The sequence below is a fragment of the Salipaludibacillus daqingensis genome, from assembly GCF_029891575.1.
Classification (GTDB): domain Bacteria; phylum Bacillota; class Bacilli; order Bacillales; family Salisediminibacteriaceae; genus Salipaludibacillus; species Salipaludibacillus daqingensis.
This window is the reverse complement of sequence record NZ_JARZHF010000006.1, coordinates 32,511-59,134: the sequence shown is the minus strand read 5'-3', so window position 1 is coordinate 59,134 and position 26,624 is coordinate 32,511. Positions and strand designations below refer to the sequence as shown.

26 protein-coding genes and 1 pseudogene are annotated in these 26,624 nt (G+C 43.7%); 1 reads left to right on the top strand and 26 read right to left on the bottom strand.

Annotated features, from left to right (window positions below; all coding sequences use genetic code 11):
* Window positions 1-131 precede the first annotated feature (131 nt).
* The 21 genes and pseudogenes from atpA to prfA form a co-directional block, all read right to left on the bottom strand.
* Window positions 132-1,637, bottom strand: a complete 1,506-nt coding sequence (atpA, locus tag QDN89_RS12690) for a F0F1 ATP synthase subunit alpha (RefSeq protein ID WP_280770519.1) — start codon at window positions 1,635-1,637, stop codon at window positions 132-134.
* Between the two features lie 11 nt (window positions 1,638-1,648).
* On the bottom strand, window positions 1,649-2,203 hold the full coding sequence (locus QDN89_RS12685; RefSeq protein WP_280770518.1) for a F0F1 ATP synthase subunit delta: 555 nt from the start codon (window positions 2,201-2,203) through the stop codon (window positions 1,649-1,651).
* On the bottom strand, window positions 2,200-2,697 hold the full coding sequence (gene atpF / locus QDN89_RS12680; RefSeq protein WP_280770517.1) for a F0F1 ATP synthase subunit B: 498 nt from the start codon (window positions 2,695-2,697) through the stop codon (window positions 2,200-2,202). The genes QDN89_RS12685 and atpF overlap by 4 nt, the downstream gene beginning before the upstream one ends.
* 295 nt (window positions 2,698-2,992) lie before the next feature.
* Complete coding sequence (atpE, locus tag QDN89_RS12675; protein WP_280770516.1) at window positions 2,993-3,214, bottom strand: F0F1 ATP synthase subunit C; 222 nt, start codon at window positions 3,212-3,214, stop codon at window positions 2,993-2,995.
* A 128-nt stretch (window positions 3,215-3,342) separates the two neighbouring features.
* Complete coding sequence (gene atpB, locus QDN89_RS12670; protein ID WP_280770515.1) at window positions 3,343-4,068, bottom strand: F0F1 ATP synthase subunit A; 726 nt, start codon at window positions 4,066-4,068, stop codon at window positions 3,343-3,345.
* A 98-nt stretch (window positions 4,069-4,166) separates the two neighbouring features.
* Window positions 4,167-4,547, bottom strand: coding sequence for an ATP synthase subunit I (locus QDN89_RS12665; protein WP_280770514.1), 381 nt, complete (start codon window positions 4,545-4,547; stop codon window positions 4,167-4,169).
* Window positions 4,544-4,777 (bottom strand): AtpZ/AtpI family protein, encoded by a 234-nt coding sequence (locus QDN89_RS12660; protein WP_280770513.1) that lies wholly within the window; start codon window positions 4,775-4,777, stop codon window positions 4,544-4,546. Before QDN89_RS12660 ends, QDN89_RS12665 begins: the two co-directional genes overlap by 4 nt.
* Window positions 4,778-5,336: 559 nt before the next feature.
* Entirely contained in the window at window positions 5,337-7,877 is a 2,541-nt protein-coding gene (locus QDN89_RS12655) for a S8 family serine peptidase (RefSeq protein ID WP_280770512.1), read from the bottom strand.
* 451 nt (window positions 7,878-8,328) lie between these two features.
* Window positions 8,329-8,958 carry a uracil phosphoribosyltransferase gene (upp, locus tag QDN89_RS12650; RefSeq protein ID WP_280770511.1) on the bottom strand — a complete coding sequence of 210 codons (630 nt, stop codon included), beginning with the start codon at window positions 8,956-8,958 and terminating at the stop codon, window positions 8,329-8,331.
* A gap of 219 nt (window positions 8,959-9,177) precedes the next feature.
* Complete coding sequence (locus QDN89_RS12645; protein ID WP_280770510.1) at window positions 9,178-10,437, bottom strand: serine hydroxymethyltransferase; 1,260 nt, start codon at window positions 10,435-10,437, stop codon at window positions 9,178-9,180.
* A gap of 873 nt (window positions 10,438-11,310) precedes the next feature.
* On the bottom strand, window positions 11,311-11,886 hold the full coding sequence (locus tag QDN89_RS12640; protein WP_280770509.1) for a TIGR01440 family protein: 576 nt from the start codon (window positions 11,884-11,886) through the stop codon (window positions 11,311-11,313).
* Between the two features lie 87 nt (window positions 11,887-11,973).
* A complete protein-coding gene (gene rpiB, locus QDN89_RS12635; RefSeq protein ID WP_280770508.1) occupies window positions 11,974-12,411 on the bottom strand; it encodes a ribose 5-phosphate isomerase B in 438 nt (145 codons plus the stop codon).
* 144 nt (window positions 12,412-12,555) lie between these two features.
* The gene (locus QDN89_RS12630; RefSeq protein ID WP_280770507.1) at window positions 12,556-13,842 is read right to left on the bottom strand and encodes a methyl-accepting chemotaxis protein; all 1,287 of its coding nucleotides are present in this window, start codon (window positions 13,840-13,842) and stop codon (window positions 12,556-12,558) included.
* 26 nt (window positions 13,843-13,868) lie between these two features.
* The gene (locus tag QDN89_RS12625) at window positions 13,869-14,534 is read right to left on the bottom strand and encodes a low molecular weight protein arginine phosphatase (RefSeq protein ID WP_280770748.1); all 666 of its coding nucleotides are present in this window, start codon (window positions 14,532-14,534) and stop codon (window positions 13,869-13,871) included.
* Between the two features lie 198 nt (window positions 14,535-14,732).
* Window positions 14,733-15,278 carry a manganese efflux pump MntP gene (locus QDN89_RS12620; protein ID WP_280770506.1) on the bottom strand — a complete coding sequence of 182 codons (546 nt, stop codon included), beginning with the start codon at window positions 15,276-15,278 and terminating at the stop codon, window positions 14,733-14,735.
* A gap of 64 nt (window positions 15,279-15,342) precedes the next feature.
* On the bottom strand, window positions 15,343-16,404 hold the full coding sequence (locus QDN89_RS12615) for an L-threonylcarbamoyladenylate synthase (protein WP_280770505.1): 1,062 nt from the start codon (window positions 16,402-16,404) through the stop codon (window positions 15,343-15,345).
* Between the two features lie 251 nt (window positions 16,405-16,655).
* A complete protein-coding gene (locus QDN89_RS12610) occupies window positions 16,656-17,108 on the bottom strand; it encodes a GNAT family N-acetyltransferase (RefSeq protein ID WP_280770504.1) in 453 nt (150 codons plus the stop codon).
* Window positions 17,109-17,309: 201 nt separating this feature from the next.
* A complete protein-coding gene (gene spoIIR / locus QDN89_RS12605) occupies window positions 17,310-17,978 on the bottom strand; it encodes a stage II sporulation protein R (RefSeq protein WP_280770503.1) in 669 nt (222 codons plus the stop codon).
* Window positions 17,979-19,234: 1,256 nt separating this feature from the next.
* Window positions 19,235-19,882 (bottom strand): N5-glutamine methyltransferase family protein, encoded by a 648-nt coding sequence (locus QDN89_RS12600; protein WP_280770747.1) that lies wholly within the window; start codon window positions 19,880-19,882, stop codon window positions 19,235-19,237.
* A gap of 213 nt (window positions 19,883-20,095) precedes the next feature.
* Window positions 20,096-20,272 (bottom strand): annotated as a pseudogene (locus QDN89_RS12595) (peptide chain release factor N(5)-glutamine methyltransferase); the annotation flags it as partial.
* Between the two features lie 2 nt (window positions 20,273-20,274).
* Window positions 20,275-21,345: a peptide chain release factor 1 gene (prfA, locus tag QDN89_RS12590; RefSeq protein WP_280770502.1), complete on the bottom strand. Its 1,071-nt coding sequence runs from the start codon at window positions 21,343-21,345 to the stop codon at window positions 20,275-20,277.
* A 265-nt stretch (window positions 21,346-21,610) separates the two neighbouring features.
* On the opposite strand from prfA, the gene QDN89_RS12585 reads away from it, so the two are divergent.
* Window positions 21,611-22,936 carry a CoA-disulfide reductase gene (locus tag QDN89_RS12585; protein ID WP_280770501.1) on the top strand — a complete coding sequence of 442 codons (1,326 nt, stop codon included), beginning with the start codon at window positions 21,611-21,613 and terminating at the stop codon, window positions 22,934-22,936.
* Between the two features lie 163 nt (window positions 22,937-23,099).
* Here QDN89_RS12585 and QDN89_RS12580 read toward each other — a convergent pair whose 3' ends face one another.
* From QDN89_RS12580 to QDN89_RS12560, 5 genes are all read right to left on the bottom strand, one after another.
* Entirely contained in the window at window positions 23,100-23,555 is a 456-nt protein-coding gene (locus QDN89_RS12580) for a hypothetical protein (protein WP_280770500.1), read from the bottom strand.
* 45 nt (window positions 23,556-23,600) lie between these two features.
* Entirely contained in the window at window positions 23,601-23,984 is a 384-nt protein-coding gene (locus QDN89_RS12575) for a hypothetical protein (RefSeq protein WP_280770499.1), read from the bottom strand.
* A 118-nt stretch (window positions 23,985-24,102) separates the two neighbouring features.
* A complete protein-coding gene (locus tag QDN89_RS12570; protein ID WP_280770498.1) occupies window positions 24,103-24,618 on the bottom strand; it encodes a hypothetical protein in 516 nt (171 codons plus the stop codon).
* A 208-nt stretch (window positions 24,619-24,826) separates the two neighbouring features.
* Window positions 24,827-25,450, bottom strand: a complete 624-nt coding sequence (locus QDN89_RS12565) for a thymidine kinase (RefSeq protein ID WP_280770497.1) — start codon at window positions 25,448-25,450, stop codon at window positions 24,827-24,829.
* A 719-nt stretch (window positions 25,451-26,169) separates the two neighbouring features.
* A complete protein-coding gene (locus tag QDN89_RS12560) occupies window positions 26,170-26,409 on the bottom strand; it encodes a type B 50S ribosomal protein L31 (protein ID WP_280770746.1) in 240 nt (79 codons plus the stop codon).
* Window positions 26,410-26,624: the final 215 nt, after the last annotated feature.

Sequence of the window (26,624 nt, the reverse complement as noted above, 5' to 3'; positions counted from 1 at the left end):
CCACCTTTTGTTGAAAAGCGTAAGCACCTCGTTTACGGGAGGTTTCCTCGTTGATGGTTTGGTCCATGGTTGAGGTCATTCTCGTAACTTTGGTGCTAGACGCCTATCCTCTTTTTATCTTCGAGTCGTTCTTAATTCGTTTGGAATGTTTTCTTGAAGTCTTCGATCGCTTGTTTCATCGCGTCTTCATCAGCAAGTTTCCCTGATTCTTTGATTTGAGCCAAGAGATCCTTTTGATTGTGCTCCAAGTATGTGTACATTTCCATTTCAAAACGACTAATATCTTCTACTTCTACATCATCTAAGAAGCCTTTTGTTAAGGCGAAAAGGATGAATACTTGTTTTTCAACAGCAAGCGGTTGGTGAAGGCCTTGCTTCAGTACTTCTACTGTTCGCGCACCACGGCTCAATTTCGCCTGTGTGGATGCGTCAAGGTCTGAACCAAACTGGGTAAATGCTTCTAATTCACGATAAGATGCGAGGTCAAGACGCAGTGTCCCGGCTACTTTCTTCATCGCTTTAATTTGGGCAGATCCCCCTACTCGGGATACGGATAAACCGGCGTCAATCGCTGGTCGTACACCTGAGAAGAATAGGTTCGATTGAAGGAAAATCTGTCCGTCCGTAATCGAGATTACGTTCGTTGGGATATAAGCTCCAATGTCCCCTGCTTGTGTTTCGATAAATGGGAGGGCCGTAAGTGAACCGGCTCCTTTCGCATCACTAAGCTTCGCCGCACGTTCTAATAGACGTGAGTGAAGGTAGAATACATCCCCTGGGAAAGCTTCCCGACCTGGAGGACGACGAAGTAGCAAGGAAAGTTCACGGTATGCGGACGCTTGTTTCGTTAAGTCATCATAAATAACGAGGACGTGTTTTCCGTTGTACATGAATTCCTCACCCATCGTTACCCCAGCGTAAGGTGCAAGGTAAAGAAGTGGTGCTGGTTGTGACGCACTAGCTGTCACGACAATCGTGTAATCAAGAGCTCCGTGCTGACGAAGTGTGTCTACCACTCCAGCCACCGTGGATTCTTTTTGTCCGATTGCCACGTAAATACAAATCATGTTTTCTTCTTTTTGGTTAATGATCGTATCGATCGCAATTGCTGTTTTACCAGTTTGACGGTCTCCGATGATCAACTCACGCTGACCTCGACCAATTGGAATCAAGGAGTCAATCGCTTTGATTCCTGTTTGTAGTGGTTCATGAACAGATTTACGGTCCATAACCCCTGGTGCTCCACCTTCGATTGGACGAGTTTTGTTTGTTTCAACAGGACCCATGCCATCAAGTGGTTGACCAAGTGGATTAACAACTCGACCAAGAAGTTCTTCGCCTACAGGTACTTCCATGATACGTCCTGTACGACGAACTTCGTCACCTTCACGAATTTCTCTAAACGGACCAAGGATAATAATCCCGACCGTATTTTCTTCTAAGTTTTGTGCCATTCCCATGACACCGTTTGAAAATTCAAGTAGCTCTCCGGCCATTGCGTTTTCAAGTCCGTGAGCCACGGCGATTCCGTCCCCGACACGGATGACGGTTCCTACATCGTTAACTTCAATTTCTGATTGATAGCCTTCGATCTGTTTTTTTAACAGCGAGCTAATTTCATCGGCTCTGATGCTCATTTCCTTCACCCCTATCTACTAACGTTCCCGTGAATCATGCGCGCTTGAATGCGTGCAAGTTGGTTGGCGACGCTTCCATCATATACGGTGTCTCCGATACGTACTTTCAGTCCACCGATAATGTCTGCGTCTATGATATTACGAATGATAAGCTGTGCTTTGCCTGCTCGTTTCGCGAATACAGTGGCAACAGCTGATTTTTCTTGTTCTGTTAATGCTTTTGCTGAATGAACGGTTGCTTCGGCGATCCCGCGTGCTTCGTTGGCTAAACCTTTGAAGTTGTCAACGATGGGATCAAGGACATCGATTCGTTTGTTGTCGATTAATAACAACAAAAGATGTAAAACGTGTGTGCTCACTTTTCCAGAGAACGTCTCTGTTAAAATATTCTTTTTCTCTTCATCTGTAATGTTTGGATGTCTAAACCCTTCGTCAAGAAGGTTCGAATCCTCAAATACTTGTGACACAACGGCAAGGTCTTCTAATGTAGCTTCGAGAGTCCCTTGCTCTTTGGCAAGCTCAAACATAGCATAGGCGTAGCGGTAACCTACTGGATGTCTCCTCATAAATCTTCGCCTACTTCTTTAAGTGTATCTTGGATGAGCTTCTCCTGCTCTTTTTCATCGAGTTCTTTCTCAATGACCTTCGTTGCTACAAGTACAGACAAGGTCGAAACTTGCTCACGAAGTGCAGAGATGGCTTGTTCTTTTTCTGTATTGATTTCAGCTACGGCTGATTGTTTCATACGATCAGCTTCTTTTCTAGCATTTGCTAGAACGTCGCTAGCCTGCTGGTCACTCATTGTTTTCGAGTTTTCAACAATTTCCTTTGCTTCTTGGCGGGCAGCTTGAATCGCTTCCCGTTGTTCAGCTAAATATTTCTCAGCGTCTTTACGGTTTTTTTCCGCGGAAGCAATTTGATCGGCCACGTGTTGTTCACGCTTTTCCATCATATCCATAATAGGTCCGAATGCAAACTTTTTCAAAAGCCACAATAATACACCAAATGCGGCAATTTGATAAAGCGCATTGACCCATTCTATTTCATAGATATCAAACAACGAATTCGCCTCCTTTTTTCTCAGTCAGTGCTGTAAGAAAAGCGTAAGGTGCCTGCCTTGATAGACAAGCGCTGCTTCTTCCTGTGCAAGATTTACTTGCAACATCATCTATCGAAGTCTTGAGGCTTTTCGTGATGGTAAGCTCATGAATGATAGCTTGACAGCATGATAGAACCTTATCCTTTCTTACTTTAAAAGGAATGGCGAAGATTGTATGAATAACCTTCTTCGCCATTTTTATGAAGCACTGTTACGTTTAAACGTCTAACAGTGCTTTTCATTTAAAAAATTTCGCTTACATGTTTCCTAGTAATAAGAAAGCAATAACGATCGCGAAGATTGGAAGTGCCTCTACCAATGGAACACCGATAAACATGACTGTTTGAAGTGGTCCGCGAATCTCTGGTTGACGAGTAATCCCCTGTAGTGTTGCTCTTACAACGATTGCCACTCCAAATGCTCCAGCCACAGCTGCTAAACTTGCTACAATTGCTACTGCAATAGCGATAGTACCCATAATAAAAATCCTCCTTAGATATTGTATAAATTTTAGTTTTTTTATGAAATAAATCACCCTTTAACATATGTAAAAGAGTTCTTATTCAAGATGTTTAATAGTGCTGTCTTTCTTTTTTCAAAAAAGTGTTAATGTTCTTCACTAACCTTATGCGACATATACACCATCGTTAGCATACAGAAGATAAAGGCTTGTAATGAACCAATAAATACGCTGAATGCTTGGAAAACAACGAGTGGTAAAAATGCGGCGAATGCCCAAAAAATACCTGTTGTTGCACCAAGACCCACGAGCATGACCATGATCATTTCTTTCGCAAAAATGTTGGCGTAAAGACGCATGCCTAACGTGAGTGTGTTGGAGAAATCTTCTACTACTTTAAACGGGGCCATGAAAAAGGCCGGACGGAAGTAGTCTTTTCCATACTCTTTTGGTCCTTTTAGCTTCCACCCATAAATGTGGGTGAGGATGATAATAAAGGCTGCCAATGAGATCGTTAATACTGGATTCGATGTCGGTGAATTCCACCAGACTTCATGATCTGCTGTTGCTAGCTCAAATGGAACCCCCATCATGTTCGCTACGAACACATAAAGAATGATGGTAATGCCTAGCATGACAAAGTTCTTTCCTTGCTTCCAATCCATCGTACTACTAATAATGTTTTTGATAAATTGAACGAGGTACTCCAAAGCATTTTGTGCACCTGTCGGATACATTCGAATCTTCCTTGACATGAAGTAAGATACAAAGAAGACAATAGCCATGGCGACAGTAGTCAAGATCAAATTAGGAATATTTACCGTTAACCACGGAATCCCAAATAGATCCATCTTTAAGAATTTACTATCCAATCTTTTTCACCTCTTTTCTCTAATTGCACAGAGTGTTTCCAATGTTTTTCTAACGGAGCCTTGAGTTATTCTCTGGTCCTGTTTTAAAAACGAGGCAGTCACTCTTGATCTGCAAATGCCTTGCTGTGGAGAATAGGATCTATCAAGAGGATGATATACGTTACTGCCAAACCTATGATCACTCCTGTTAGATTCAAATAGTGAGGAAACTGCTGGGCGACTATGATCGCAACGACCACAGTGATCATTCTCCCTAGCGTACCAATTGAAAACCGAAATTTGCGGTCTGATAGCGACTTTCCAATGCGCTTCACTTGAAAGTATGTAGTTAATAAAATCACTAAACTGAAGCTTGTCCCAAAAGCCATCCCCATAAAAAATGCTGGTTCAGAACTGAACAAAGCTATGATCACCAACAAGGCTATGAAGATCGCCGTGTAAATGGAATAGCGCTTAACCAAGACGCGAATGTCGTTCATGCTGAATCGTCTCCCATAAATTGCTGAACCGCTTTGAAAATGCCATAAATAGCTGTTGCTAAACCAACGAGCATCCCTAATACGAGATAAAGCCCGCCACCATCGAATCGATCATCTATCCATCTGCCACCAAATACACCAAGTATTATGGATCCGACAAGATAAGAGCTGATCGTCGTCATGAGCGCGAATGCTTTCATTAGTTGACGATTTTTAGAAGGTTCAGACATCGTTCCCCACCTTGCTGTTGAATTCATGTTCAACATAAATTTTGATAATGGTAGATATCCTTTGTAATCGTACAACAGGCAAGGGTCACTGTCAATATAACTTGGGGTAGGAAAACACAATGAAAACGAATACTTAAATATGATGAAACGCTTTCAGGTTTGTTCACAAAAAATACAAAATATGATCTTTTGCACGTTTCTATTATACATAAATTTCGCTAAATTGTCTGTTTAATTTCCAATAAAAATAAAGTCTGAATTTTCAGTATAGAGAAGTATTTTTCAGGTAAGGGCTCATCTTACTATTATGGAGCTATTTTCCAGAGTTTTGTAGAGGGAAAGAGGTGTTCCGGGCAATAAAATACCCAGAACGTTTGTATATAAATTTGGTAGCAATGGATGTTATTGAGGCTGAGTTTTAGTATATATTGGAAAGAAAGGTGACTCTATCTCGTTCTGAATTTTTGTTCTGCCTTTCTGCACGTACGTTACCTCGTTTTCCTACTTGGTCAGGTGTTTTTTGAGGGAAGGTTGTTTTCTCGTGTTGCAGTCGCTTAGCTTAATCCCCAATAAATAGCATTTGTTCAATCGTATCTTCTTGATCTCCCTTTCGAGCAAAAATCAGCGCTTTGTATACACCAACGTCTATATCTTCAATGACAATGTCTTTTTCAAACATGCCGCGATGGATATCTTTCTCTACATCTAAATAGGATAGAAATTGAAACGTGTCAGGGTCATATAAGGCAATGCCTAACTCGTCTGCCCCACCTGGTAAATACACTTCATAGTGATAATTTTTTGGTTCTTCTTTATGCTCCATCATAAATGACATTAGTCTCGGATAGTTTGGTTCTTCGACAAAAAAGAGATAAGGGACATGTGTCACATCATCGCCGCTGCGGACATTGATGCGATCATGATACATTCCCTCTTCAAAAACAGACGGAAAAACATCGACAGAAACGGTGACATCCTTTTTTTCACCTGGCTTTACGTAAACGGAAAAAGGTACTTTCCATTGAATCCCATCTGGCACATCAAACGGTGGCTCAATCGTGTATTTTTTCGCTTCATCAGATACATTTTCAATCGTCAGCGTCACGTCTTTTTCTAATCGACTTTCTGTACGAAGCCACTGTCCGAAACTAATTTGTCCTGGATAAACGAGAGTTTCTGCGGACAACGCTTTATTTAGTTGGATTCTTCCTGTTCCTTGTACGTGTGGAGCGTGCGGATTGCCATCGCTATCATACAACGTTTTTGCCGTGTTCATTAAAGAAGCTTTGATTTGTTCCGGCGTCCAGTCTGGATACTTTTCTTTGATCAAAGCCACCGCTCCTGTCACATGAGGTGCAGCCATGCTTGTCCCGTTTAAATCGAGATACCCTGATGGGATCGTGCTATCAATTTGAACTCCAGGTGCAACTAAATCAGGCTTCACTTCCCACGTATGAGTAACTGGTCCCCGTGAACTAAATGGGGCGATTTGATCCTCTTCTTCTCGATAAATCGTGCGGATATGTTCGTCATTATTTTTTGCCAGGATCTCGCTGAGCTTTTCCCCGTCCTCTTTTGTGACACTGACAGCAGGAAGATCGACGGGTTCCTCCAACATACCAGCAAACTCTCCAGGCTGGTGATTGTAAACGATGAGTGCTTTTGCTCCTTTTGCTTTAGCCATTTTTGCTTTCATCGTAAAACTAATTAGCCCCCGCTTCGCTAACACGATGCTATTTTTCACATCGATGCCTTCATAATCTTCCTGCCGTCCAAGTCCAACGTCTACAAAAGGGTGAGAACGTTTGAATTCCCACTTTGCTGCTTTTTGCATCGGTTGCAATGGGATTTCACTTTTACGTTCGGAATCTGTGATCAAGTATGGAATTTCGAGTGGTGGTGTCGACGCTCCGACTGAAATGGCTTTTGTCGACGTCCCAGGTGACCCAACGGTCCATAAATTCGGTCCACTATTCCCGTTTGATGTGACCGCAACAATGCCACTTTCCACTGCTTTATCAAGGGCTATACTCGTCGGCCAGTCAGGCCCGTTCACCGTATTTCCTAACGATAGGTTGATCACATCCACCTCATCTTCCACAGCCTTTTCAATCGCTTCAATCACCTGTTCCGTTGTCCCCATCCCTGTTGGACCTAACGCACGATACGCATAAATTTCTGATTCAGGCGCGACCCCTTTTAGTTTTCCGTTAGCAGAAATAATTCCTGCTACGTGGGTACCGTGGAACGTAGGTATCCCTTCATCTCTCAGCGTTTCCATCGGATCGTCGTCTTGGTCAATCACATCAAAACCACCGTGGTAACTGTCCTTTAAGTCCGGATGCTCATAATCAACTCCTGTGTCGATCACCGCGACCTTCACGCCTTTCCCGGTGAGGGTGTCATCAGCTCTGGTGAAAAGGCTCTTCGATTCACCAGAAGTTCCGCCTATAAACGGAATACTTTCATCGACATAAGGCTCATAATAAGCTAACTCATCCACTCTCGATACGCCTTCCATATTAGCGATTGTCTCAAGGTGATCTTCGGAGAGTTGTATTGAAAAACCATTGTATATTCGTCCAAACATTTTGCGGAGTTCGACGCCATCGACGGTTTTTTGAAGTTCTTCGGCGAGTTTCTCTGGATTGTCTTCTGCTTCAATAATGTAAATCGACGACTGTTCATTTCTCGTGCCAATCGCTAGTACATCATCATCGATAATAGGTCTGTTCGGAAAAATGATTGGCTTCTTTTCGTCATTGCGCGTTTGAGTGGGTTGTGCTTTTTTGATTTGGTGCGTCGCATCGGTTTGGTGCGCTGTTTGTGTTTCTGTTTCTGCTTCGTGTGGCGTTTCTGTCATTTGCGACGTTTTAGCAGCGTACGCTGGATCGTTTATTTGTGAAATTTCTATCGGATACTTTGCCTCTGCTGTTTGGGCAGCTTCTAATGCGTGCGCTTTTTCTGTCATTTGCATCGCTTCCGCTGCGTGCGTCGCTTCCGATCCTGCTAGCGGAAAGAATAATATTGAAGCTATGCACACGAGCCAGACTGCCACTATTTTCTTTGATAATGTGCGATCGTTATGACTATCTACCAATATCCATCCCCCTTTCGTAAGCATTCATGCTCCTCTATCTTTTGTCATTTGTTACTGTTTTATCCTTTGAGATTCTAGATTTTCAATGGAGGGGCTTTTGATGGTTTTTATTAAAATTAGTCATTTTGTCTTTTTTCTGTTGGATCGTCATTAGTATTGGGGATTAAGTGACCCTTAATCGCTCTTTTTTCGCTGGATGGGGCACTAGCTCGCCCCTGCGTGACAACGTAACCTGAAACAACGTAAAAAACTTACCAAAAATAAACAATTATTCTTTTGCCTTGATCCCTCCTGTTTGATTCTAGTCACTTACTGCCTTTCAACGCCGTCGCTCTCTCTCGTCGGGAACTATGAACACCCTCTTTAAACATCAAAAAAGGAGAAAGCCGCAGCTCTCTCCCTTGTTAACGTATTTTCATTTGTATCGCTCAGCGAACTCGAGCGTCGATGATTACTTCGTCCCGAACAGTCGGTCACCAGCATCGCCCAAACCAGGAACGATGTAACCTTTTTCATTCAATTTCTCGTCCAGCGCTGCAAGATAAATATCCACGTCTGGATGAGCTTTCTTCATCTCGTCAACGCCTTCAGGAGCAGCAACGAGGCACATCAATTTGATGTTCTTTCCGCCACGATTTTTAACGACATTAATCGCTTCGATCGCCGAGCCACCCGTCGCAAGCATCGGATCCACGACGATTAATTCACGTTCTTCAATGTCCTTCGGAAGCTTCACGTAGTATTCCACTGGCTTCAACGTCTCCGGATCACGATACAACCCAACGTGACCAACCTTCGCCGCAGGAATTAATCCCATGATGCCATCAACCATGCCTAGCCCAGCACGAAGAATCGGAATGATCCCTAACTTTTTCCCAGAAATCGTTCGGCACTTTGCCGTCGCTACCGGGGTCTCCACCTCAACATCACGAAGTGGAAGCTCTCGCGTAATTTCAAACGCCATCAAGCCAGCAATCTCATTTGTTAACTCACGAAATTCCTTCGTACCCGTCCCCTTGTCCCGAATATACGTCAGCTTATGCTGAATGAGAGGATGATCGAACACATATACTTTACCCATGAATTCCCGCTCCTTTTTCCAATATATTTCAGCTTTTCCCAACCCATTTTTAGACAAAAAAAGCCAATCATTTATGTACTTCTAGGAAAGTTTACACAAAAAGACCGCCACATTCAAGACCGAATTCGACATTTTCACCGATTCCACAAATTCTCACCGATACAACTCAAAAATTAGCACCCGCCACAAAGACAGGTGCTAACAACATTTACCATATTTTTATTCGTAAAGCGGGAAACGCCCCGTTAACTCAAGAACCGCTTCCTTTGCATTTTTCAAAGAATCTTCGTCATCCACATTCTTCAACACAAGCGCCATGATTTTACCCACACTCTCAAGCTCTTTCTCCTTGAAACCACGAGACGTCACAGCTGCCGTACCGATGCGTAAACCACTTGTAACGAACGGGCTTTCTGGGTCAAACGGGATTGTATTTTTGTTCGCTGTAATCCCCACATGGTCCAACGCTTCCTCCGCGATTTTTCCTGTCAAAGATAACCCTCTTAAATCAAGTAATACTAAGTGGTTATCCGTTCCTCCAGAAACAAGATCGATGCCTTCCTCTTTCAGAGAGGCGGCTAGAGCTGCGGCATTCAATTTAACTTGCTTAGAATAAATCGTGAAATCCTCTTGTAACGCTTCGCCAAATGCAACGGCCTTGGAAGCAATCACGTGCATAAGCGGTCCACCTTGAAGACCTGGGAACATCGCTTTGTCAATTTTCTTTGCATATTCTTCTTTACAAAGAATCATACCACCACGAGGTCCGCGTAGCGTTTTATGTGTCGTTGTTGTAACAAAGTCAGCAAATGGAACAGGGTTTTGGTGATGACCTGTTGCGACCAATCCGGCAATGTGAGCCATATCTACCATGAGATATGCATTCACTTCATCAGCAATTTCACGGAACTTCGCAAAATCTATTTCACGAGGATACGCACTTGCTCCAGCGACAATCATCTTCGGTTTATGTTCGATTGCCTTCGCACGCACATCTTCGTAGTTGATCGTGCTCGTCTCTTTATCGACACCATAATCAACAAAGTTGTACTGCTTCCCACTGAAATTCACGCGACTACCGTGAGTTAAATGGCCTCCGTGTGACAAGTCCATACCAAGCACTGTATCTCCTTGATCAAGAAAGGCAAAGTAAACACCCATGTTTGCTTGGGCACCAGAATGGGGTTGTACATTGGCATGTTCTGCACCAAATAGCTTTTTCGCACGATCACGAGCGAGGTTTTCTACCACGTCTACGTGCTCACACCCTCCATAGTAACGTTTGCCTGGGTATCCTTCTGCATACTTGTTCGTTAAGACAGATCCTTGCGCTTCCATGACTGCTTTTGATACAAAGTTCTCCGATGCGATTAATTCAATGTTATCTTGCTGGCGTTTAAGCTCAGCCTCCATCGCTGCAAAAACCTCTTGGTCTTGTGTCCTTACATGGTTTAAATCTTGTTTATCGATCGTCGTCATTTGTCAAAACCCTCCCTGAGCTCATTCACGCTGACTATGTTCCAAATTGTCTATGCGTTGTTATCAATCTGTGTTCTATTCTATACGTTTATTCGTCAGATGTAAAAGGTCAAACGACTTGTCAGACAAATGTATCCGTTACCAATTGAAATGTTCACGAATTTTCAGTCTATTAATGGTAAACATGGTAAGAACATTCACAAACCTTTGAACATCGATTACCTTTTACATTCATTTTTAAGTATTTTTGGTTAATGATACGGCGATTGGTGCTTTGACAGGTTGGGGGGGTTTGTACATGTTGGTATTTTTTGGCGCTGGCTTACTAGTGCCCCTAATTATCAAAAATCATCTCGTTTAGGTCACTAGTTGGTTCCTCTAGTGACCGTCTTTCATCAAAATCAGCTCACAACGGTCACAAGCGACATCCTCTTGTGACCGTCTTTCATCAAAATCAGCTCGCAACTGTCACAAGCGACATCCTCTTGTGACCGTCTTTTACCAAAATCAGCTCGCAACGGGCACAAGCGACATCCTCTTGTGACCGTCTTTCATCAAAATCCGCTCGCAACTGTCACAAGCGACATCCTCTTGTGACCGTCTTTTACCAAAATCAGCTCGCAACGGGCACAAGCGACATCCTCTTGTGACCGTCTTTCACCAAAATCAGCTCGCAAAGGCACAAGCGACATCCTCTTGTGACCGTCTTTCATCAAAATCAGCTCGCAACGGGCACAAGACGATCTCTCTAGTTGCGTTCTCTAATTGTATGTGCGCTCTCCCCCTGACTCATCCCAACCCCACTCAAGCTGTAAAAATCTAACAAAGGAACCCCGAGACGATGCTCGAAGCCCCTTGCTATAGTTTATGCAATTAATCGCTTTTGGTTAGTGTGTAAACGGCTCGTGCACCGCCGATTAGTTTAGGCCTTGTTTTTGCTAATGTTAGATGGGCTTCGCCGATGCTTTTCACCGACGTGCGCACAGGTACGGCTACTTTTTTCAAATGCATGCCAATGAAAGTGTCACCTATGTCGATACCGGCATCAGCCGCTACTTCTTCGACAACAACTGGTTCTTCCATTTTCCCATATACGAATGATGCCATCGAGCCACCAGCTTGTGGAACAGGAATAGCTGAAACGAGTGGTAACCGGTGCTCTTTTGCGACGCGTTTTTCTAGAACGATCGCGCGATTTAAATGTTCACAGCATTGAAAAGCGAGTTTCACTCCCGTTTTTCCAGCAAAATTGCTAAGTGCTTTCCATAGTTCCGTGGCAACTTCGGTTGTGCCGGCGCTGCCGATATGCTTGCCGATCACTTCGCTTGTGCTCGTTCCAATGACGAAAAGATCTCCGTCTTCTAGTTTGGCTATGTCTTGAAATTCCGTGAGTGCCTGGGTCAGTTGGGTCGCAATTTTCTCTGAATGACTCATCACCGATACCTCCATCCGAATAGGGGTCGTACATCATGTTGCGCTGATAATAGTCATCGCAACGTCCGTTTCACCTCGTACTACACTAAACCAAAATCTAGTCTACGCTTCGTAGTCTGAAATTTTTTCAATACGACGGGCGTGGCGGCCACCTTCAAATTCTGTTGTTAACCATACTTTGGCAATTTCTTGTGCGATACCTGGGCCAATGATACGCTCGCCCATCGCTAATACGTTGGAATCGTTGTGTTCTCTCGTTGCTTTTGCAGTGAACAGGTCGTGAACGAGGGCGCAGCGAATGCCTTTCACTTTGTTGGCTGAAATGGACATGCCAATACCCGTCCCGCATATAACGATGCCGCGATCCGCTTCTCCATTCGCAACCATTTCAGCTGCCGGAATACCGTAGTCGGCGTAGTCAACGGAATCGGCACAGTCGCACCCGACATCTTTTACTTCATGTCCTAACTCTTCAATTACCTTTACGATTTCTCCCTTAAGGGCATAACCTGCATGATCAGATCCAATTGCAATTTTCATTCGTGAATACCTCCATTTGATTATCTTTCTTAGGTTATCTGTTTGTAAGCTTATTTATGAGGGCTGTTTTCTCTCGTTCTGTGTTGATTTTGTAAAATCATTCATTCGCTTCAGCATCGATGTTATTTTCAAACAAGCGTTTGATTAAACTGTAAATCGACGGATCGTATTTTTCAAGTTATTCGCTTGATCTAGCAATATTTCTGCGGATGCAGCGATTTCTTCCATCACCGCTGTTTGCTCTTGCGCCGATGACGTCACGTCTGCTGCTCCAGCAGACGTTTGTTCGGCGATGGCCGCTACGTCTTGGGATTCGTTTGTCGTCGCTTCGATCGCCGTCATTTGTTTATCAACAAGAAGCAAGATTTCGTTGATGGACTCCGCCACTTCGTTGACAGAGCTCGCCATGTCGGTGATGGCTTCGTTTGTTTTGGTGCCTTTTTCAGCTTCTGAGTTAGCTGCACTGACTTGATTCGTGATTTGTGTTACAACTTGGGAAACTTCTAATTGAATATTTTTGATTAAGTTGGAAATGCCTTGAACAGCTTGGCCACTTTGGTCCGCTAATTTACGTACTTCATCTGCTACAACAGCAAATCCTCTGCCTTGTTCTCCGGCGCGAGCGGCTTCAATTGATGCGTTTAAAGCTAGCAAGTTCGTTTGTTCAGCAATGTCCCCAACAAGAGAAATGATCTCTCCGACTTTGGTGGCGTTTGTTTCCAAACGATGCACCGCCGTTAATGACGTTTCGTTTTGTTTAGCTAACTGCTGAATGCCACCGACGAGGGACTCCACTACTTGCCTACTATCTTGCAAGGAGGTGACCATCTCTTTGGATAGCTTGTCCGAACTTTGAGCATGACTTTGTACTTTCGCAGCCATTTCCGTGACTTCTTCCATACGGCTAGCCGTGTTTTGGATCGCATTGGCAGAGCCTTCCGCACCAGACGAGATTTCTTCTACCGTTTGGCTAATGTTTTCCGCTTGCTCCGCTGCTGCTGACGATGACTCTTTCATTTCAATGACTTTTTCGTTTGTTGCTGAAAAATTTACGTTCACTTCTTGGACCATGTCTCGTAAGCTATCGACCATATGATTGTGAGCGATGGCGAGAGATCGCAATTCATCGTTTGAATTCGGTATATCCACATTTGCGCGAATATCTCCGGCGGCTACTTTGGTTGCTGCTTCTTCCAATCGTTGCAACGGTTTGACGATCATCCCGGCGCCGAAATATCCTAAAACCCCGCACCAGAACACGCCTAAAATAAACGTTGCAATAATGAAACCGTCACTACTTAACCCGAAGTTATCTGCAATCAAATCTGATAAATAAAAAATAAAAAATGCACTTGTCACATATGTAAGCCCAGCCACCGAGCAAATCCCGATGACCATTTTTTTGCGAAGTCCAAACTTCTCTCTATTCATTTGTAAACTCCCCCAAATTCCCCCAGTTAGTTTGATGTGTCCCCTTTTTTCAATCGCAGGAGCAAATCATCAATCGCTTTTTCTATTTCTATAAATGTTTGTTCATACGTGTCTTGATCGCCACCGAAAGGATCTTTAATATCTAGCGATGGTAAATCCCATTCTAGACGGTCAATCGCTGCTTGGTGAGGGTGAAGCTGGTTAAGGAGCTCTTCCTCTAATGCAGACTGATTATTGATCTGTTTCTTTTGGTTATATTGTTCTACTTTATCTTGGTTATTCGCTAAGAACGATGCTCGCTTTAATTCCAGTTGGGTCACATGATCTTCTAATTCTGCTAACTTCTTTTTCACAGTAGGATCATTTAGCGCAAATTCTCTCAACGTAAATACGTAAGGTCTCATGTCAGGATACTGCTCTATCACCAATCGTTTATGTGTTTCTGTCATCGTTAGGATCACGTCAGACCAACGGATCAACTCTTTTGTAAGTGTTGCTGATTGATGACTTTCCATGATACCTCGTTTGGCAAGCGCCATTTTCGATCCTTCTGACATTGGCATTCCTTCTAGGCCATGAATACCTGCGGACCGCGCTTCTAGTTTTTCTGACTCTTTTTTATGCTCAAAAATCGCCTCTGCCATAGGACTTCGGCACGTATTTCCTGTACATACAAAAAGGATTCTTTCCATTTTCGTCACACCCTTACTTCCTGCTTTAGTATTGGAATTTTTTGTCCTTGTCTCATGAAAAGTCTAGGTATTTTTCAGCCTATATTTTGACGGGAACATGCAAATTTCTACCATTATTGTACAACTTCTCATTATTTTATCATACCTAACGGACAAATCCTTCCAACCATTCGATAAATCTTTTGGATTATTTTTTTACTATGCCCCTACCATCATTTTTACCCCGAAAAAGATCAAAATAAAACCACCGATCCACTCACTTTGATTTCCGACGAACGGCCCAACCTTTTTTCCGAGCAAAAGCCCTGCCCACGTAAAGGTCGCACTAAACAACGCGAAACTCATGACTGTCACCCAGGTTTTTAACCCGATCATGCCGAGGCTTAACCCTATGGTAAAACTGTCGATACTGACGCTTATAGAAAACAAAAGGAGCCCGATACCCCTTGGCGAAAATATAATCGATGATTCTTGACGAAAAGTGGATAGGAGCATTTGAGAACCGAGGATCACGAGGCCACTACCACCTACGAAGTGCGCGATCGTCCCCATCATGTATGAGAGAAGTTGACCGATAAACATCCCTAAGAGTGGCATCGCTGCGTGAAAGATACCAACCGTTACGCCAATTAATACGATGCGTCGATAGTTGATTCCAAGCAATCCAAGCCCTAACGAAATAGAAAAGGCGTCCATGCTTAATGCAACTGCCATTATGATAATTGTAACCATCTCTGAGAACACAAAATCCCCCCTTGGACAACTACTTAAATTTATGCATGTCCAAAGGGGTTTAGTATGATTATTTTCATTTGTTTTCGTGTTGATGAATGATCATGCCACCTGCTGCTTTTCTTAAACGATTCATGATCGCACTTCCTAGGTCAGACTCAGGAAATACTTGGGCAAAAATCACGTCTACTTCGTTTTTTGCAAATGATCTTAGCGCCGGATATAACTGTTGAGCAACAGTGGATAAGTCAGCTCTTGGTCCGATACGCACTTCTTTATGAGCCGTCGTTAGACCGTGACAATCATCGGTGACGAGTGCCCCTACTTTTTTTCCGGAAGCCTTGGCATCATCTATTTGTTCGCAAAAAAAGTCTCGATCCCCTTCCACGAGAATGAGTGGTGCCGTCGGGGCATAGTGGGTATATTTCATTCCGGGTGAACGCGGAGCTTGGTCTATTTCGGTTAAAGCCGGATCAACTAGAACCTTTCCTACGGCTTGTTCTATTGCTTCTCTCGTTAACCCGCCTGGGCGCAAAATCATCACGTCTTGTGATGTGCAGTCAACAACGGTTGATTCAACGCCAACCCCTGTCTTACCTCCGTCCACAATGCCGGCGATTCGACCACTTAAGTCTTCATGCACATGGGCAGCCGTAGTTGGGCTCGGTCGACCTGATCGGTTCGCGCTAGGTGCAGCAACAGGACGTCCTGCCGCTTCAATGATCGCTAGTGCCACCGGGTGATCAGGCATGCGAATCGCTACCGTTTCAAGTCCAGCCGTCACCTTTGTGGATAACGTGCCATTGTGGCGAAACACGATCGTTAATGGCCCTGGCCAAAAGGCATCCATCAATGCTTTTGCCTTGTTGGGAATTTCCTCCACATACCGCTCCACCTGGTCTTCTGAGGCGATGTGGACAATCAATGGGTTGTCTGACGGTCTTCCTTTTGCTTGAAAAATCAAGTTGATCGCTTCGTCCGATTCGGCGTTCCCACCTAGTCCGTAGACGGTTTCTGTTGGGAATGCGATGACGCGGTTTTGCTTTATGTGTTCTGCCGCTTCCAGAATTTCTGTGGAAAACGTTAAGTTATCCACATTTCTATCCACAGTCCATGCTATTGTTTTGTCATTTATCATCTCGATCGTTCCTCCTTGCTGCTCATTATTGTCCGTTTGATTGCGTTCAATGTCAAGGGGAATCATCGTTTTATCATGGTTTGTTTTTTTGGAGGTTCGTTATTCGGTTCACGTTTCTACCGATGAGAAGCAGAGCGGTTTCGTTCGTCAATAACGATTAAGTAGTGGAAAAACAAAACGTTATCCACAATTAATGTGGATAACGATGATAATTTTGTGGATATGTCTGTGGAGGAGTGGGTATAAGTCGCTTATTTACCCACAGGTCGATGTTGTCGATAAAGATACCCTCGTTTATCAAGGTACTTTGCTACTTCTGGAATTTGTTGCATGTCTTCTGATAATTCCTCTTGAGGGACTTTGGAAAACCCTAGTTTTTCTAACATGTCACTTGCCTGGGTCGCCATGACGTATACGACGTCGGCTTCTTTTTGCCAAGCATATTGCAGCGCTGTCTCTAACATCTTTAACACGAAACTACCATTTACCTTATCTGCATCCACGATAACAGAGCGTATGAGCGTTTCCCCTTCTGTTACGGGTTGCAATGCTGCTGTGGCAATGATTTCTCGTTGATCACCTTCCGCTATTATAAACAGTTTCCAATCACGAAGGATGAAATCTTGCGGTACACCCGCTTTACTAATAAAGTGCTGGAGTGGAAGCACATCTGCTTCTACTGCTTCGCGTATAATCATACTCATCGATATCCCCTCTTTCTCGTCTAGCTCTATCCCTGAAAAAACAAGAGCTATAGTAAAACAGCTTGTACTATAAACTATTCACGAGATGAGAAAATATGATCTTTTTCTAAAAATGATTATTCCTTTCGTTAATAATTGCTGTTTTAAAAGGAAAGATAACGCTTCCAATATTTGTGGATAAGTTGTGGATAGTTACGCATATCACGTGATTTTTGCCCAAAGACTCTTAACAACATCTACAACGAAAAAGGATACTTCTACTTCTTCTTCGTCTTCCACATCATCAGCCGCATACGCGGTTTTCTCTTCGTCTTTGTCGGCTACGTCTACGAAACAGAGCGGTGGGAATAGTACGCACCACCAGTTATCCCCAAGTCCGTCCCCAAGTTCGATAAAGACGGCTTCATATTCTCCTTCTGGATAAACTCGGTTACCATATTGTTTGGTTGGAAAGTCGGTGTCATCTAAAGATACTCGAAATGATGTTTTCTTGCCTACTTTTTCTAACTCATCGCTAACTATTTGCTCTAGTGCTGGCATTCTAGATTCGATTTCTTCTCTTGCATCTTCTAAACTAGTAAGGTTGCCTGTCCATTGGCTGATTTGTCGGTTCACCTCATTGCGAATATTGATCTTCACTTGCTGGTCAACAGGTGAATTGCTGTTGGATTTAATACGAAGCCGAATGGACTCCTCAGGAACCGCTTGCTCGTCCGACATTGCTGGCATCGATAATGCTGACGCTCCTGCATAGTATGGATAGAAGATATGCGCCTCCCAGGATAAAAATAGTATGGAAATAATAAATAATACATATAATGGCATTTGCACAAATCGTTTGTGCTTGTTTAATAGATTTAATTTCGTCATCGTGTTCATCCCCTCCCTCATGTTCCTCATTGTTGGCAAACTAGTTGGAAAATAAACAGGAAAACGTCCGACAAAATGAGACAAATGAGAGGTGAGGCTTGTGACAGTCATTTGCGAAAATGGCTCGCATCGGGCTCAAGCGCCCTCCTCTTGTGACCGTCTTTCACCATAAACTGCTCGCATCGGGCACAAGCGCCCTTCTCTTGTGACCGTCTTTTACCAAAATCGGCTTGCATCGGGCTCAAGCGCCCTCCTCTTGTGACCGTCTTTTTCCAAAATCGGCTTGCATCGGGCTCAAGCGGGCTCCTCTTGTGACCGTCTTTCACCATAAACTGCTCGCATCGGGCACAAGCCCCCTCCTCTTGTGACCGTCTTTCTCCAAAATCAGCTCGCATCGGGCTCAAGCCCCCTCCTCTTGTGACCGTCTTTCTCCACAAACAGCTCGCATCGGGCTCAAGCGCCCTCCTCTTGTGACCGTCTTTCTCCACAAACAGCTCGCATCGGGCACAAGCGGGCTCCTCTTGTGACCGTCTTTCTCCACAAACAGCTCGCAACGGTCTCAAGCGGCCTTCTCTTGTGACCGTCTTTCTCCAAAATCAGCTCGCATCGGGCTCAAGCGCCCTTCTCTTGTGACCGTCTTTTTCCAAAATCGGCTTGCATCGGGCACAAGCGCCCTCCTCTTGTGACCGTCTTTTTCCAAAATCGGCTTGCATCGGGCTCAAGCGGGCTCCTCTTGTGACCGTCTTTCACCAAAATTAGCTCGCAACGGTCTCAAGCGGCCTTCTCTTGTGACCGTCTTTTTCCAAAATCGGCTTGCATCGGGCTCAAGCGGGCTCCTCTTGTGACCGTCTTTCACCAAAATTAGCTCGCAACGGTCTCAAGCGGCCTTCTCTTGTGACCGTCTTTCTCCAAAATCAGCTCGCATCGGGCACAAGCCCCCTCCTCTTGTGACCGTCTTTCTCCACAAACAGCTCGCATCGGGCTCAAGCGCCCTCCTCTTGTGACCGTCTTTTTCCAAAATCGGCTTGCATCGGGCACAAGCGGGCTCCTCTTGTGACCGTCTTTCTCCACAAACAGCTCGCAACGGTCTCAAGCGGCCTTCTCTTGTGACCGTCTTTCTCCAAAATCAGCTCGCATCGGGCACAAGACGCTGACACTCACTTCTTATCTCATTTAAGCGGACGGCTCGTATCAACAGCCTCTCTCTTAGAAATACAAAAGTCCGATCCCAGTCAGTTTGGGATCGGACTTGCTCATCACTCTTTTAGTTTTGCTAAGACGATGCGTTGGTTGTTGTTAATATCGTTTATGATTTGAAGGCTTGCTGTTTTGGGAAGTTCTGCTGCCAGTATATCGCGGACGGCTTCTCCTTGATCATGACCGATTTCGAAGGCGATGATACCTGGACGCAACAGCATCTTTGGAATTTGTTTTGCTAAACGTCGGTAAATAACGAGTCCATCTTCTCCTGCGAAGAGAGCCGTTTCTGGTTCGTGCTCGGTGACGTTTTCTTTCATGCTTGCTCGGTCTACTTCCGGAATGTAAGGAGGGTTTGATACGATAATCGATGCTTTTTTTCCAGTTTCTAGAAAGGGCTCTAGAAGGTCTCCATCGAAAAAGCTCACGTCTGCTGCGAGATTGGTTGCATTCTGTTTCGCGACAGCGAGGGCTTCGGAGCTGATGTCTGATGCGAAAACGCGACTATTTGTAAGCTCGAGTGCCAAGGTGATGGCGATGATGCCGCTTCCTGTTCCTACATCGACAATTTGTAGCGGTTCCTCTTTATTTTCCCCAATACGCCCGTCCATTGGTGGTTGTTGATTTGCTCCAACGCCTTCATGTCGTGCGTTTTCTGGATTTTCCGCGATATGGTCGTCCAATAATCGTTGTTGATTATTTCTCACGCCTTCATGTCGTGCCTTATCGTCCTTGTGCCTTCTCCTGGGAAAGACGTCATCGGTGGCGCCTATGATGGCTTCGATGAGTTCTTCGGTTTCGGGTCGTGGGATGAGCACGTGTTTATTGACGGTAAAGTTGCGTCCGTAGAATGTTTCGCTGCCGGTAATGTGTTGGACAGGTATGCCGGTGGCGGCGAGTTTGACGTCGCGGACAAATTTCTCGTGCATGTCGTTTGTGAGTTGGGTTTGTAACTCGGTTAGCATTTGTGTTCGGGTCCAGCCGGTGTGGTGTTGCAGGAGCCGGTGGCCTATTTGGTGTTCGTAATTGTTAGCTTGTAAAAAAGACGAAGCCCAGTTGAGGGCTTCGTATACTTTGGTTGTTTGGTCGTTCGTCATGATTATTTATTCGCTTCTTCCATGAGTGATGATTGTTCTTCGATGATGAGCGCTTCGATAATTTCATCGAGCTTACCTTCGAGAATTTGATCGAGCTTTTGAATCGTCAGGCCGATGCGGTGATCGGTGACGCGGCTTTGTGGGAAGTTATATGTGCGAATTCGCTCAGAGCGGTCGCCTGTTCCGATAGCCGATTTTCGGTCCTGATCAATTTCTGCTTGGGCTTCTTTTTGCAATTTGTCGTAAATTCTTGCGCGAAGAACTTTCATGGCTTTTTCTTTATTTTTGATTTGTGATTTTTCGTCTTGACATTGTACGACGGTACCGGTTGGCATGTGGGTCAATCGGACGGCGGACATCGTTGTATTAACGCTTTGTCCTCCGGGTCCGCTAGACGTGAACGTGTCAACGCGGATGTCTTTCTCGTGGATGTCGACTTGGAATTCTTCTGCTTCCGGTAAGACGGCTACGGTTGCTGTTGACGTATGAATACGACCACCTGATTCGGTGGATGGAACGCGTTGGACTCGGTGTGCTCCGTTTTCATATTTCATGCGAGAGTAAGCGCCTTTTCCGTTGATCATGAAAATGACTTCTTTAAAACCACCGATGCCTGTTTCGTTCGTTTCGATGACTTCCATCTTCCAGCCGCGCGTTTCTGCGTAGCGAGAGTACATGCGGAATAGGTCGCCGGCAAATAATGCGGCTTCGTCTCCCCCAGCGGCTCCACGAATTTCGACGATCACGTTTTTATCGTCATTTGGATCTTTTGGTAAAAGAAGAAAGTGTAATTTATCTTCTAATGGCGGGATTTGTTCTTCGAGCTCGTCGATTTCCATCTTCACCATTTCGCGCATTTCATCGTCAAGATTGTCGTTAAACATCTCTTTCGCTTCAGCGATTTGACTTTTGACATTTTTGTACTCGCGATACGTTTCCACTGTTTCTTGTATGTCTGATTGTTCTTTCGAATAATCGCGCAGTTTGTTCGTGTCGCTTGTGATATCAGGGTCCATAAGCAATTCATTCAGTTTTTCATAGCGGTCTTCTACCGATTCTAGGCGGTCAAACACATTCTTCACCTCATTTTAATGACTCTTTTAAGTCTTTCTATAGTATATGACCTAAGTTACTTAAAATCAATCTGTTATTGAAATGTACTGATATATAAGTTGCTTTTTATGTTTTCAAAATACCCTATAAAGTATACGTTTTTAATTGGATGTTTTGTGGAATAGATAAAGTAGATAGCTGAATCATTGGTTTATCCGTTATCGAAAATTGGATGGACGCGATTTTTTCAGCAAAGAGAATGAACATTATGGAGGAGGAAATGAGATGAATGTGGTGATTATTGGTGGAGATGCAGCAGGAATGAGTGCGGCGATGCAGGTGGTTCGCGCGCAACCGGATTGGAACGTGATGGTTCTTGAAAAAGGAGCGGTGTATTCGTATGCCCAGTGTGGACTGCCATATTACATAGGTGGGGTCGTTCCTGAACGAGATGATTTGATTGCACGTGAGATTTCATTTTTCCGAGAAAAAGGGATCGATGCTCGTATTTATCATAAAGTGCAAGACGTGGATGCGAAAAACCAAGTGGTGAAAGGCACGGTGACGGACTCTGGGAAGCCGTTTGAAGTGAGCTATGATAAGTTACTCGTTGCGTCTGGGGCATCACCGATTCTGCCTCCGTTTGAGGGCAAAGATTTAACGGGCATTCATGTGTTAAAAACGATACCTGACGCAGAAAAAATTGTGGAAGATATGAAAGAGGACGTGTTAAACGTCACGGTTGTTGGTGGCGGCTACATTGGCCTTGAAGTCGCGGAAAACTTGGTGGAAAAAGGGAAAAAAGTGAGGATTATCGACTTAGCTGATCGTCTCGGCACGGTTTATGATCCAGAGATTAGCGAAATCATTCAAAAGGAAGCGGAAGATAAAGGGATTGAAGTTGTGTTGGGAGAATCGGTCGAAGCGTTTGAAGGGGAGTCCCGGGTTCAAGTTGTTCGTACCGACAAAGGCGAGTATCGAGCAGACATGGTCATCGTCGCGATCGGCGTGAAGCCAAACAGTAGTTTTGTGAAAAATACTGGAATACACTTGCACGAAACGGGTGCGATTCTCGTTAATCCTTATATGGAAACGAGCGTGAAAAATATTTATGCTGCGGGAGATTGTGCCACGCAGTATCACCGAATCAAGGAAAAAGACGACTACATTCCGTTAGGCACGCACGCCAATAAGCAAGGCAGGATTGCTGGGGTCAATATTGCTGGCGGATCCAAAACGTTTAAAGGAATGGTCGGAACGTCTGTGATGAAGTTCTTTCATTTAGCTGTTGGAAAAACGGGATTAGGGGAACAGGAAGCGAAAGATTTAGGAGTCGATTATAAAGTAATTGGTTATGACAGTGCTCCTCACGCTCACTATTACCCTGGTGGAGATAATATGTTCATCCGAATGATTAAAAACAAGAAAACAGATCGCCTTTTAGGTGTGCAAGCGATTGGTGGTCACGGCATCGATAAGCGAATCGATGTGGCGGCAACAGCGTTGTATCATCAGATGACGACAGAAGATATGGAAAACTTGGACATTAGCTACGCGCCACCATTTAATTCTCCATGGGACCCTTTGCAACAAGGAGCGCGAAGGCTGTAAGATAGACAGATTTTTTGCAAGATAGCAGGTAACAAAAATGGATAGAAAAATGCCGCAGCACCTCCATAGGTGCTGCGTTATTTACATTTGTCGTTTAGCCGCGTGCTTGGATGATCGGCTGAAGTTGTGATGGTTTAGAAACCTTCCAAGCTTTTGCGTCGTGTTATTTCATGAAATGATTAATGATCACTTGATACTCGTAGGCTGGATTCGCTTCAATAAGACGTTCTAATATGGAAGCGGTTTGTTCGATTTCCTCTTCTTCGGTTAAGTATTCGTCGAACATGACGTTTACGTAAGCTTTTTCTCCAATAAGCAAAACCATTCCAGGCGTTACTCTAGGCATATCGTAAATAAGCCCTTCTATTAAAAGTTGGTCGTCCCCCTCCATTGGATGCGGCGTTTCTAGGTAACGACGACTTTTTCCGATATACGTTTCGTCCGCTTTTAGGCTATGAGTGGAAATGTTGCGATCGACCATATTATGTGCCGGTTGCTCTTCTTGCAATGCTGTTCCACTTTGAGCATTTCCCTCTTCTTCAGGGGGCTTTGACTGATTGCAGGCACTCATAAATACGAGTCCAATCGTGAAACAAACAATGCTTTGTTTTGCGTGCATGATCATCGCTTCTCCTTTCGAACATCGATTGAATCGCTTCGTTGTTTACTCTGTTTCTCCATAAATTTTCACTTTATAGTCGTATTGAGGGTTTGTCCTCGTTAATTCTTGTTCGATAAATGCTTTTTTCTCCTGCTCTTCCTCTCTCGTTAACATTCTTTCAAACGAGATGTATACCCATGCTTGACCGTCAATAATGCTAACAAAAATTGGCGTCACATCCGGCATGTCGTAGAGAACGTCCTCTATTTGGAATTCATCGTCCGCTTCTGTTTCCGTTATGATTGATCTTCCCTCGTTTTCGGTACTTGTTAGATCGAAAGTTACAGCATGCACTCTTCCCTCTAATGTCTCAAAAAATGAGACACTCGTGACGTTAAACACACAAAGTGATATTGACACGTATAGCATGATTTGTTTGATCTTCATCTTCCTCACCTCTTCGTAAAAGCTTTGCCTTATGAGTCTTTATGCATACATAAAAAACGCAGCTCCAGCACAGCAGCTACGTTCTACTAAATACATCCATTTCCATTTGGTCACCTTTTCATGTTTTTGCATCAAATATTCTCACTTCATAATGATAGCGAGGATTCGCTTCTATTAATTTCTGTTCCACGTATTTTTTTTGTTCTTCTTGCTCATCTTTGTTCAAATTCGTTTCAACTGTGACATTTACCCAAGCCTTAGACCCAATAAGAATAACCATACCAGGAGTGAATCCAGGCATGTCGATAATAGTCGCTTCAATCAGGTCTTGATCATTGCCCTCGGTTTGTCTTGGGGCGTTTAGTGACCTGAAACTTTTTCCAGTTACATTAGCCTCCAGCTCTGGATCATAAGCGTCACTTTGATGATTAATGAATCCATAATTAGCCGGGCCAGGGCCAAATAAACTTCTTGACCAATCTTTCTGTGTGCTGTTTCTTTCTCCACGAGTTTCCGATTGTGCCTGCGCTTGTCCTTGTGCGTTTCCTTCCACTTCAGGTGGATTTGGACGATTACATGCGCTTATAAAACAAAGTGCTATCATAAAACAAATCATCATTTGTTTTGTGTTCATTTTCATCACCTCTTACAATAAGGGTTTCCGTAACAGACTTTTTCATGCAAAAAGAAAACGAGTAGAGACAGAATATTTTTGGAAAAATAGCATGAGAATAAAGACCAAACAGAAAAAGCTCTCGCTGTCGCGAGAGCTTGAGGTCATTTATATTTTGGCTACTTAGATTAGCATGCATTTTCATCATGTTTTTCCAATACGTTCTAGATTAATTATTTGTTGCAATCGTGCGATCTTTGATATCATCTAGCACTGGTTGCCCTGGAACTTCATGGCAGTGTCTGCAGCGGGGCTCATATGATTCTGATGCGCCAACAAGGATAATTGGATCATCATAAGATGCTGGACTTCCGTCAATTAGGCGTTGCGTTCGGCTCGCTGGTGACCCGCATGATAAACAAATCGCTTGAAGCTTCGTAACTGTTTCTGCTAGTGACATTAATTCTGGAACACAACCAAAAGGCTCGCCACGGAAATCTTGATCTAACCCTGCAACGATGACGCGGATGCCTTCATCAGCCAAATGTTGCACGATGCCTGTGATTTTATCGTCAAAAAATTGAACTTCGTCAATGGCAACAACTTGTGTATCTTTCTCCATATTATCCAAAATGTCTGTCGCCTGCTGAATTGGAATCGCATAAACTTTTGTACCGTTATGTGATACAACTTCTTTTTCGCTGTAACGATTATCCATAATAGGTTTGAAAACTTGAATTTTTAAGCGCCCAAAGCTTGCTCTGCGTACACGTCGAATTAGTTCTTCTGACTTTCCAGAAAACATGCTTCCGCAAACGACTTCAAGCCAGCCCTCTCTCCTCGTTAAATGCATAATATGACTCTCCCGTTCTTTTATGGCTTTACTTAATGAATGACGTACTTCTTCATGGTGATTATAGTCAATGTCTCTAACTATGTATCATTAAATTTATAAATAATAACATTTTCTTACATAAAGAGACTTTTTTTGACATTGATTTTCAAAAGATGACTTCTCTATTATAGTCGCTCATCGATCATCAAAACAATCACTTTTTCATAATTAGGTCCATTTACTTTTTTATGTGAATTTCTTGATTTTTGTTACCTATTTTTGAAAAAGATAGTTGGATTTGGGCACATTTTGCCTAAGTTCTAGCTGACCTTTAGGTTTAATCAGCTCATGTCTGGCACAAGACGCCTTCTCTTCTGACCGTCTTTCATCAAAATCAGCTCATGTCTGGCACAAGACGCCTTCTCTTCTGACCGTCTTTCACCAAAATCAGCTCACGTCTGGCACAAGACGCCTTCTCTTCTGACCGTCTTTCACCAAAATCAGCTCACGTCTGGCACAAGACGCCTTCTCTTCTGACCGTCTTTCACCAAAATCAGCTCGCATGGGGCACTAGGCGTCGCTTCTAGTTACCCTTAATTCACTAAATCAACTCGCATGGGGCACTAGTCCAGGACACCCTCGCCAAAAATGTTTCAAACTAATCAATTAATCGTATTTTAGACACAAAAAAACAGACAAGGGCAACCCCCTTGCCTGTTTTATCATGTGGTTGTAAATTACATACCGTATTTCTTTTTGAACTTGTCCACACGTCCACCTGCATCGGCAAATTTTTGTTTACCAGTGTAGTATGGGTGAGAGTCAGAACTTACTTCAACAGTAATAAGTGGGTAAGTTTCGCCTTCGAACTCAACTGTATCTTTTGAGTAACGAGTTGAACCTGTCAAGAACATAAAACCAGTACTTGAATCCTTGAAAACTACCTCACGATATTCTGGGTGAATTCCTTGTTTCATCCTTTTCATCTCCTTCCGCCCTGAATCTTTCGAAACAGAGTTACGATTCCAGTCTTTATTAGACCTTTTTCACACATGACGAAATTATAACAACAGTTTACTAATATTGCAATAGAAAGTATGAAAAAGAATCGTCATACGTTCGTTCAAGTATATGCAAAGTTTATTGTAAAAAAGTTGTTGTCTAATAAAGTTAGTAAACGTTTCCCGCCATT

Bases quoted from the DNA above. Each gene is read 5' to 3' on its own strand.
- QDN89_RS12640 (WP_280770509.1), bottom strand. From the start codon at position 11,886: ATGGAGGTATCGGTGATGAGTCATTCAGAGAAAATTGCGACCCAACTG.
- atpE (WP_280770516.1), bottom strand. From the start codon at position 3,214: ATGGGTACTATCGCTATTGCAGTAGCAATTGTAGCAAGTTTAGCAGCT.
- QDN89_RS12660 (WP_280770513.1), bottom strand. From the start codon at position 4,777: ATGTCTGAACCTTCTAAAAATCGTCAACTAATGAAAGCATTCGCGCTC.
- QDN89_RS12610 (WP_280770504.1), bottom strand. From the start codon at position 17,108: ATGAGTATGATTATACGCGAAGCAGTAGAAGCAGATGTGCTTCCACTC.
- QDN89_RS12645 (WP_280770510.1), bottom strand. From the start codon at position 10,437: ATGACGACGATCGATAAACAAGATTTAAACCATGTAAGGACACAAGAC.
- QDN89_RS12615 (WP_280770505.1), bottom strand. From the start codon at position 16,404: ATGATAAATGACAAAACAATAGCATGGACTGTGGATAGAAATGTGGAT.
- QDN89_RS12685 (WP_280770518.1), bottom strand. From the start codon at position 2,203: ATGAGGAGACATCCAGTAGGTTACCGCTACGCCTATGCTATGTTTGAG.
- QDN89_RS12665 (WP_280770514.1), bottom strand. From the start codon at position 4,547: ATGAACGACATTCGCGTCTTGGTTAAGCGCTATTCCATTTACACGGCG.
- QDN89_RS12575 (WP_280770499.1), bottom strand. From the start codon at position 23,984: ATGAAGATCAAACAAATCATGCTATACGTGTCAATATCACTTTGTGTG.
- QDN89_RS12585 (WP_280770501.1), top strand. From the start codon at position 21,611: ATGAATGTGGTGATTATTGGTGGAGATGCAGCAGGAATGAGTGCGGCG.
- QDN89_RS12630 (WP_280770507.1), bottom strand. From the start codon at position 13,842: ATGAATAGAGAGAAGTTTGGACTTCGCAAAAAAATGGTCATCGGGATT.
- QDN89_RS12565 (WP_280770497.1), bottom strand. From the start codon at position 25,450: ATGCATTTAACGAGGAGAGAGGGCTGGCTTGAAGTCGTTTGCGGAAGC.
- rpiB (WP_280770508.1), bottom strand. From the start codon at position 12,411: ATGAAAATTGCAATTGGATCTGATCATGCAGGTTATGCCCTTAAGGGA.
- QDN89_RS12570 (WP_280770498.1), bottom strand. From the start codon at position 24,618: ATGAACACAAAACAAATGATGATTTGTTTTATGATAGCACTTTGTTTT.
- spoIIR (WP_280770503.1), bottom strand. From the start codon at position 17,978: ATGACGAAATTAAATCTATTAAACAAGCACAAACGATTTGTGCAAATG.
- atpA (WP_280770519.1), bottom strand. From the start codon at position 1,637: ATGAGCATCAGAGCCGATGAAATTAGCTCGCTGTTAAAAAAACAGATC.
- upp (WP_280770511.1), bottom strand. From the start codon at position 8,958: ATGGGTAAAGTATATGTGTTCGATCATCCTCTCATTCAGCATAAGCTG.
- QDN89_RS12625 (WP_280770748.1), bottom strand. From the start codon at position 14,534: ATGGAAAGAATCCTTTTTGTATGTACAGGAAATACGTGCCGAAGTCCT.
- QDN89_RS12580 (WP_280770500.1), bottom strand. From the start codon at position 23,555: ATGCACGCAAAACAAAGCATTGTTTGTTTCACGATTGGACTCGTATTT.
- QDN89_RS12560 (WP_280770746.1), bottom strand. From the start codon at position 26,409: ATGAAACAAGGAATTCACCCAGAATATCGTGAGGTAGTTTTCAAGGAT.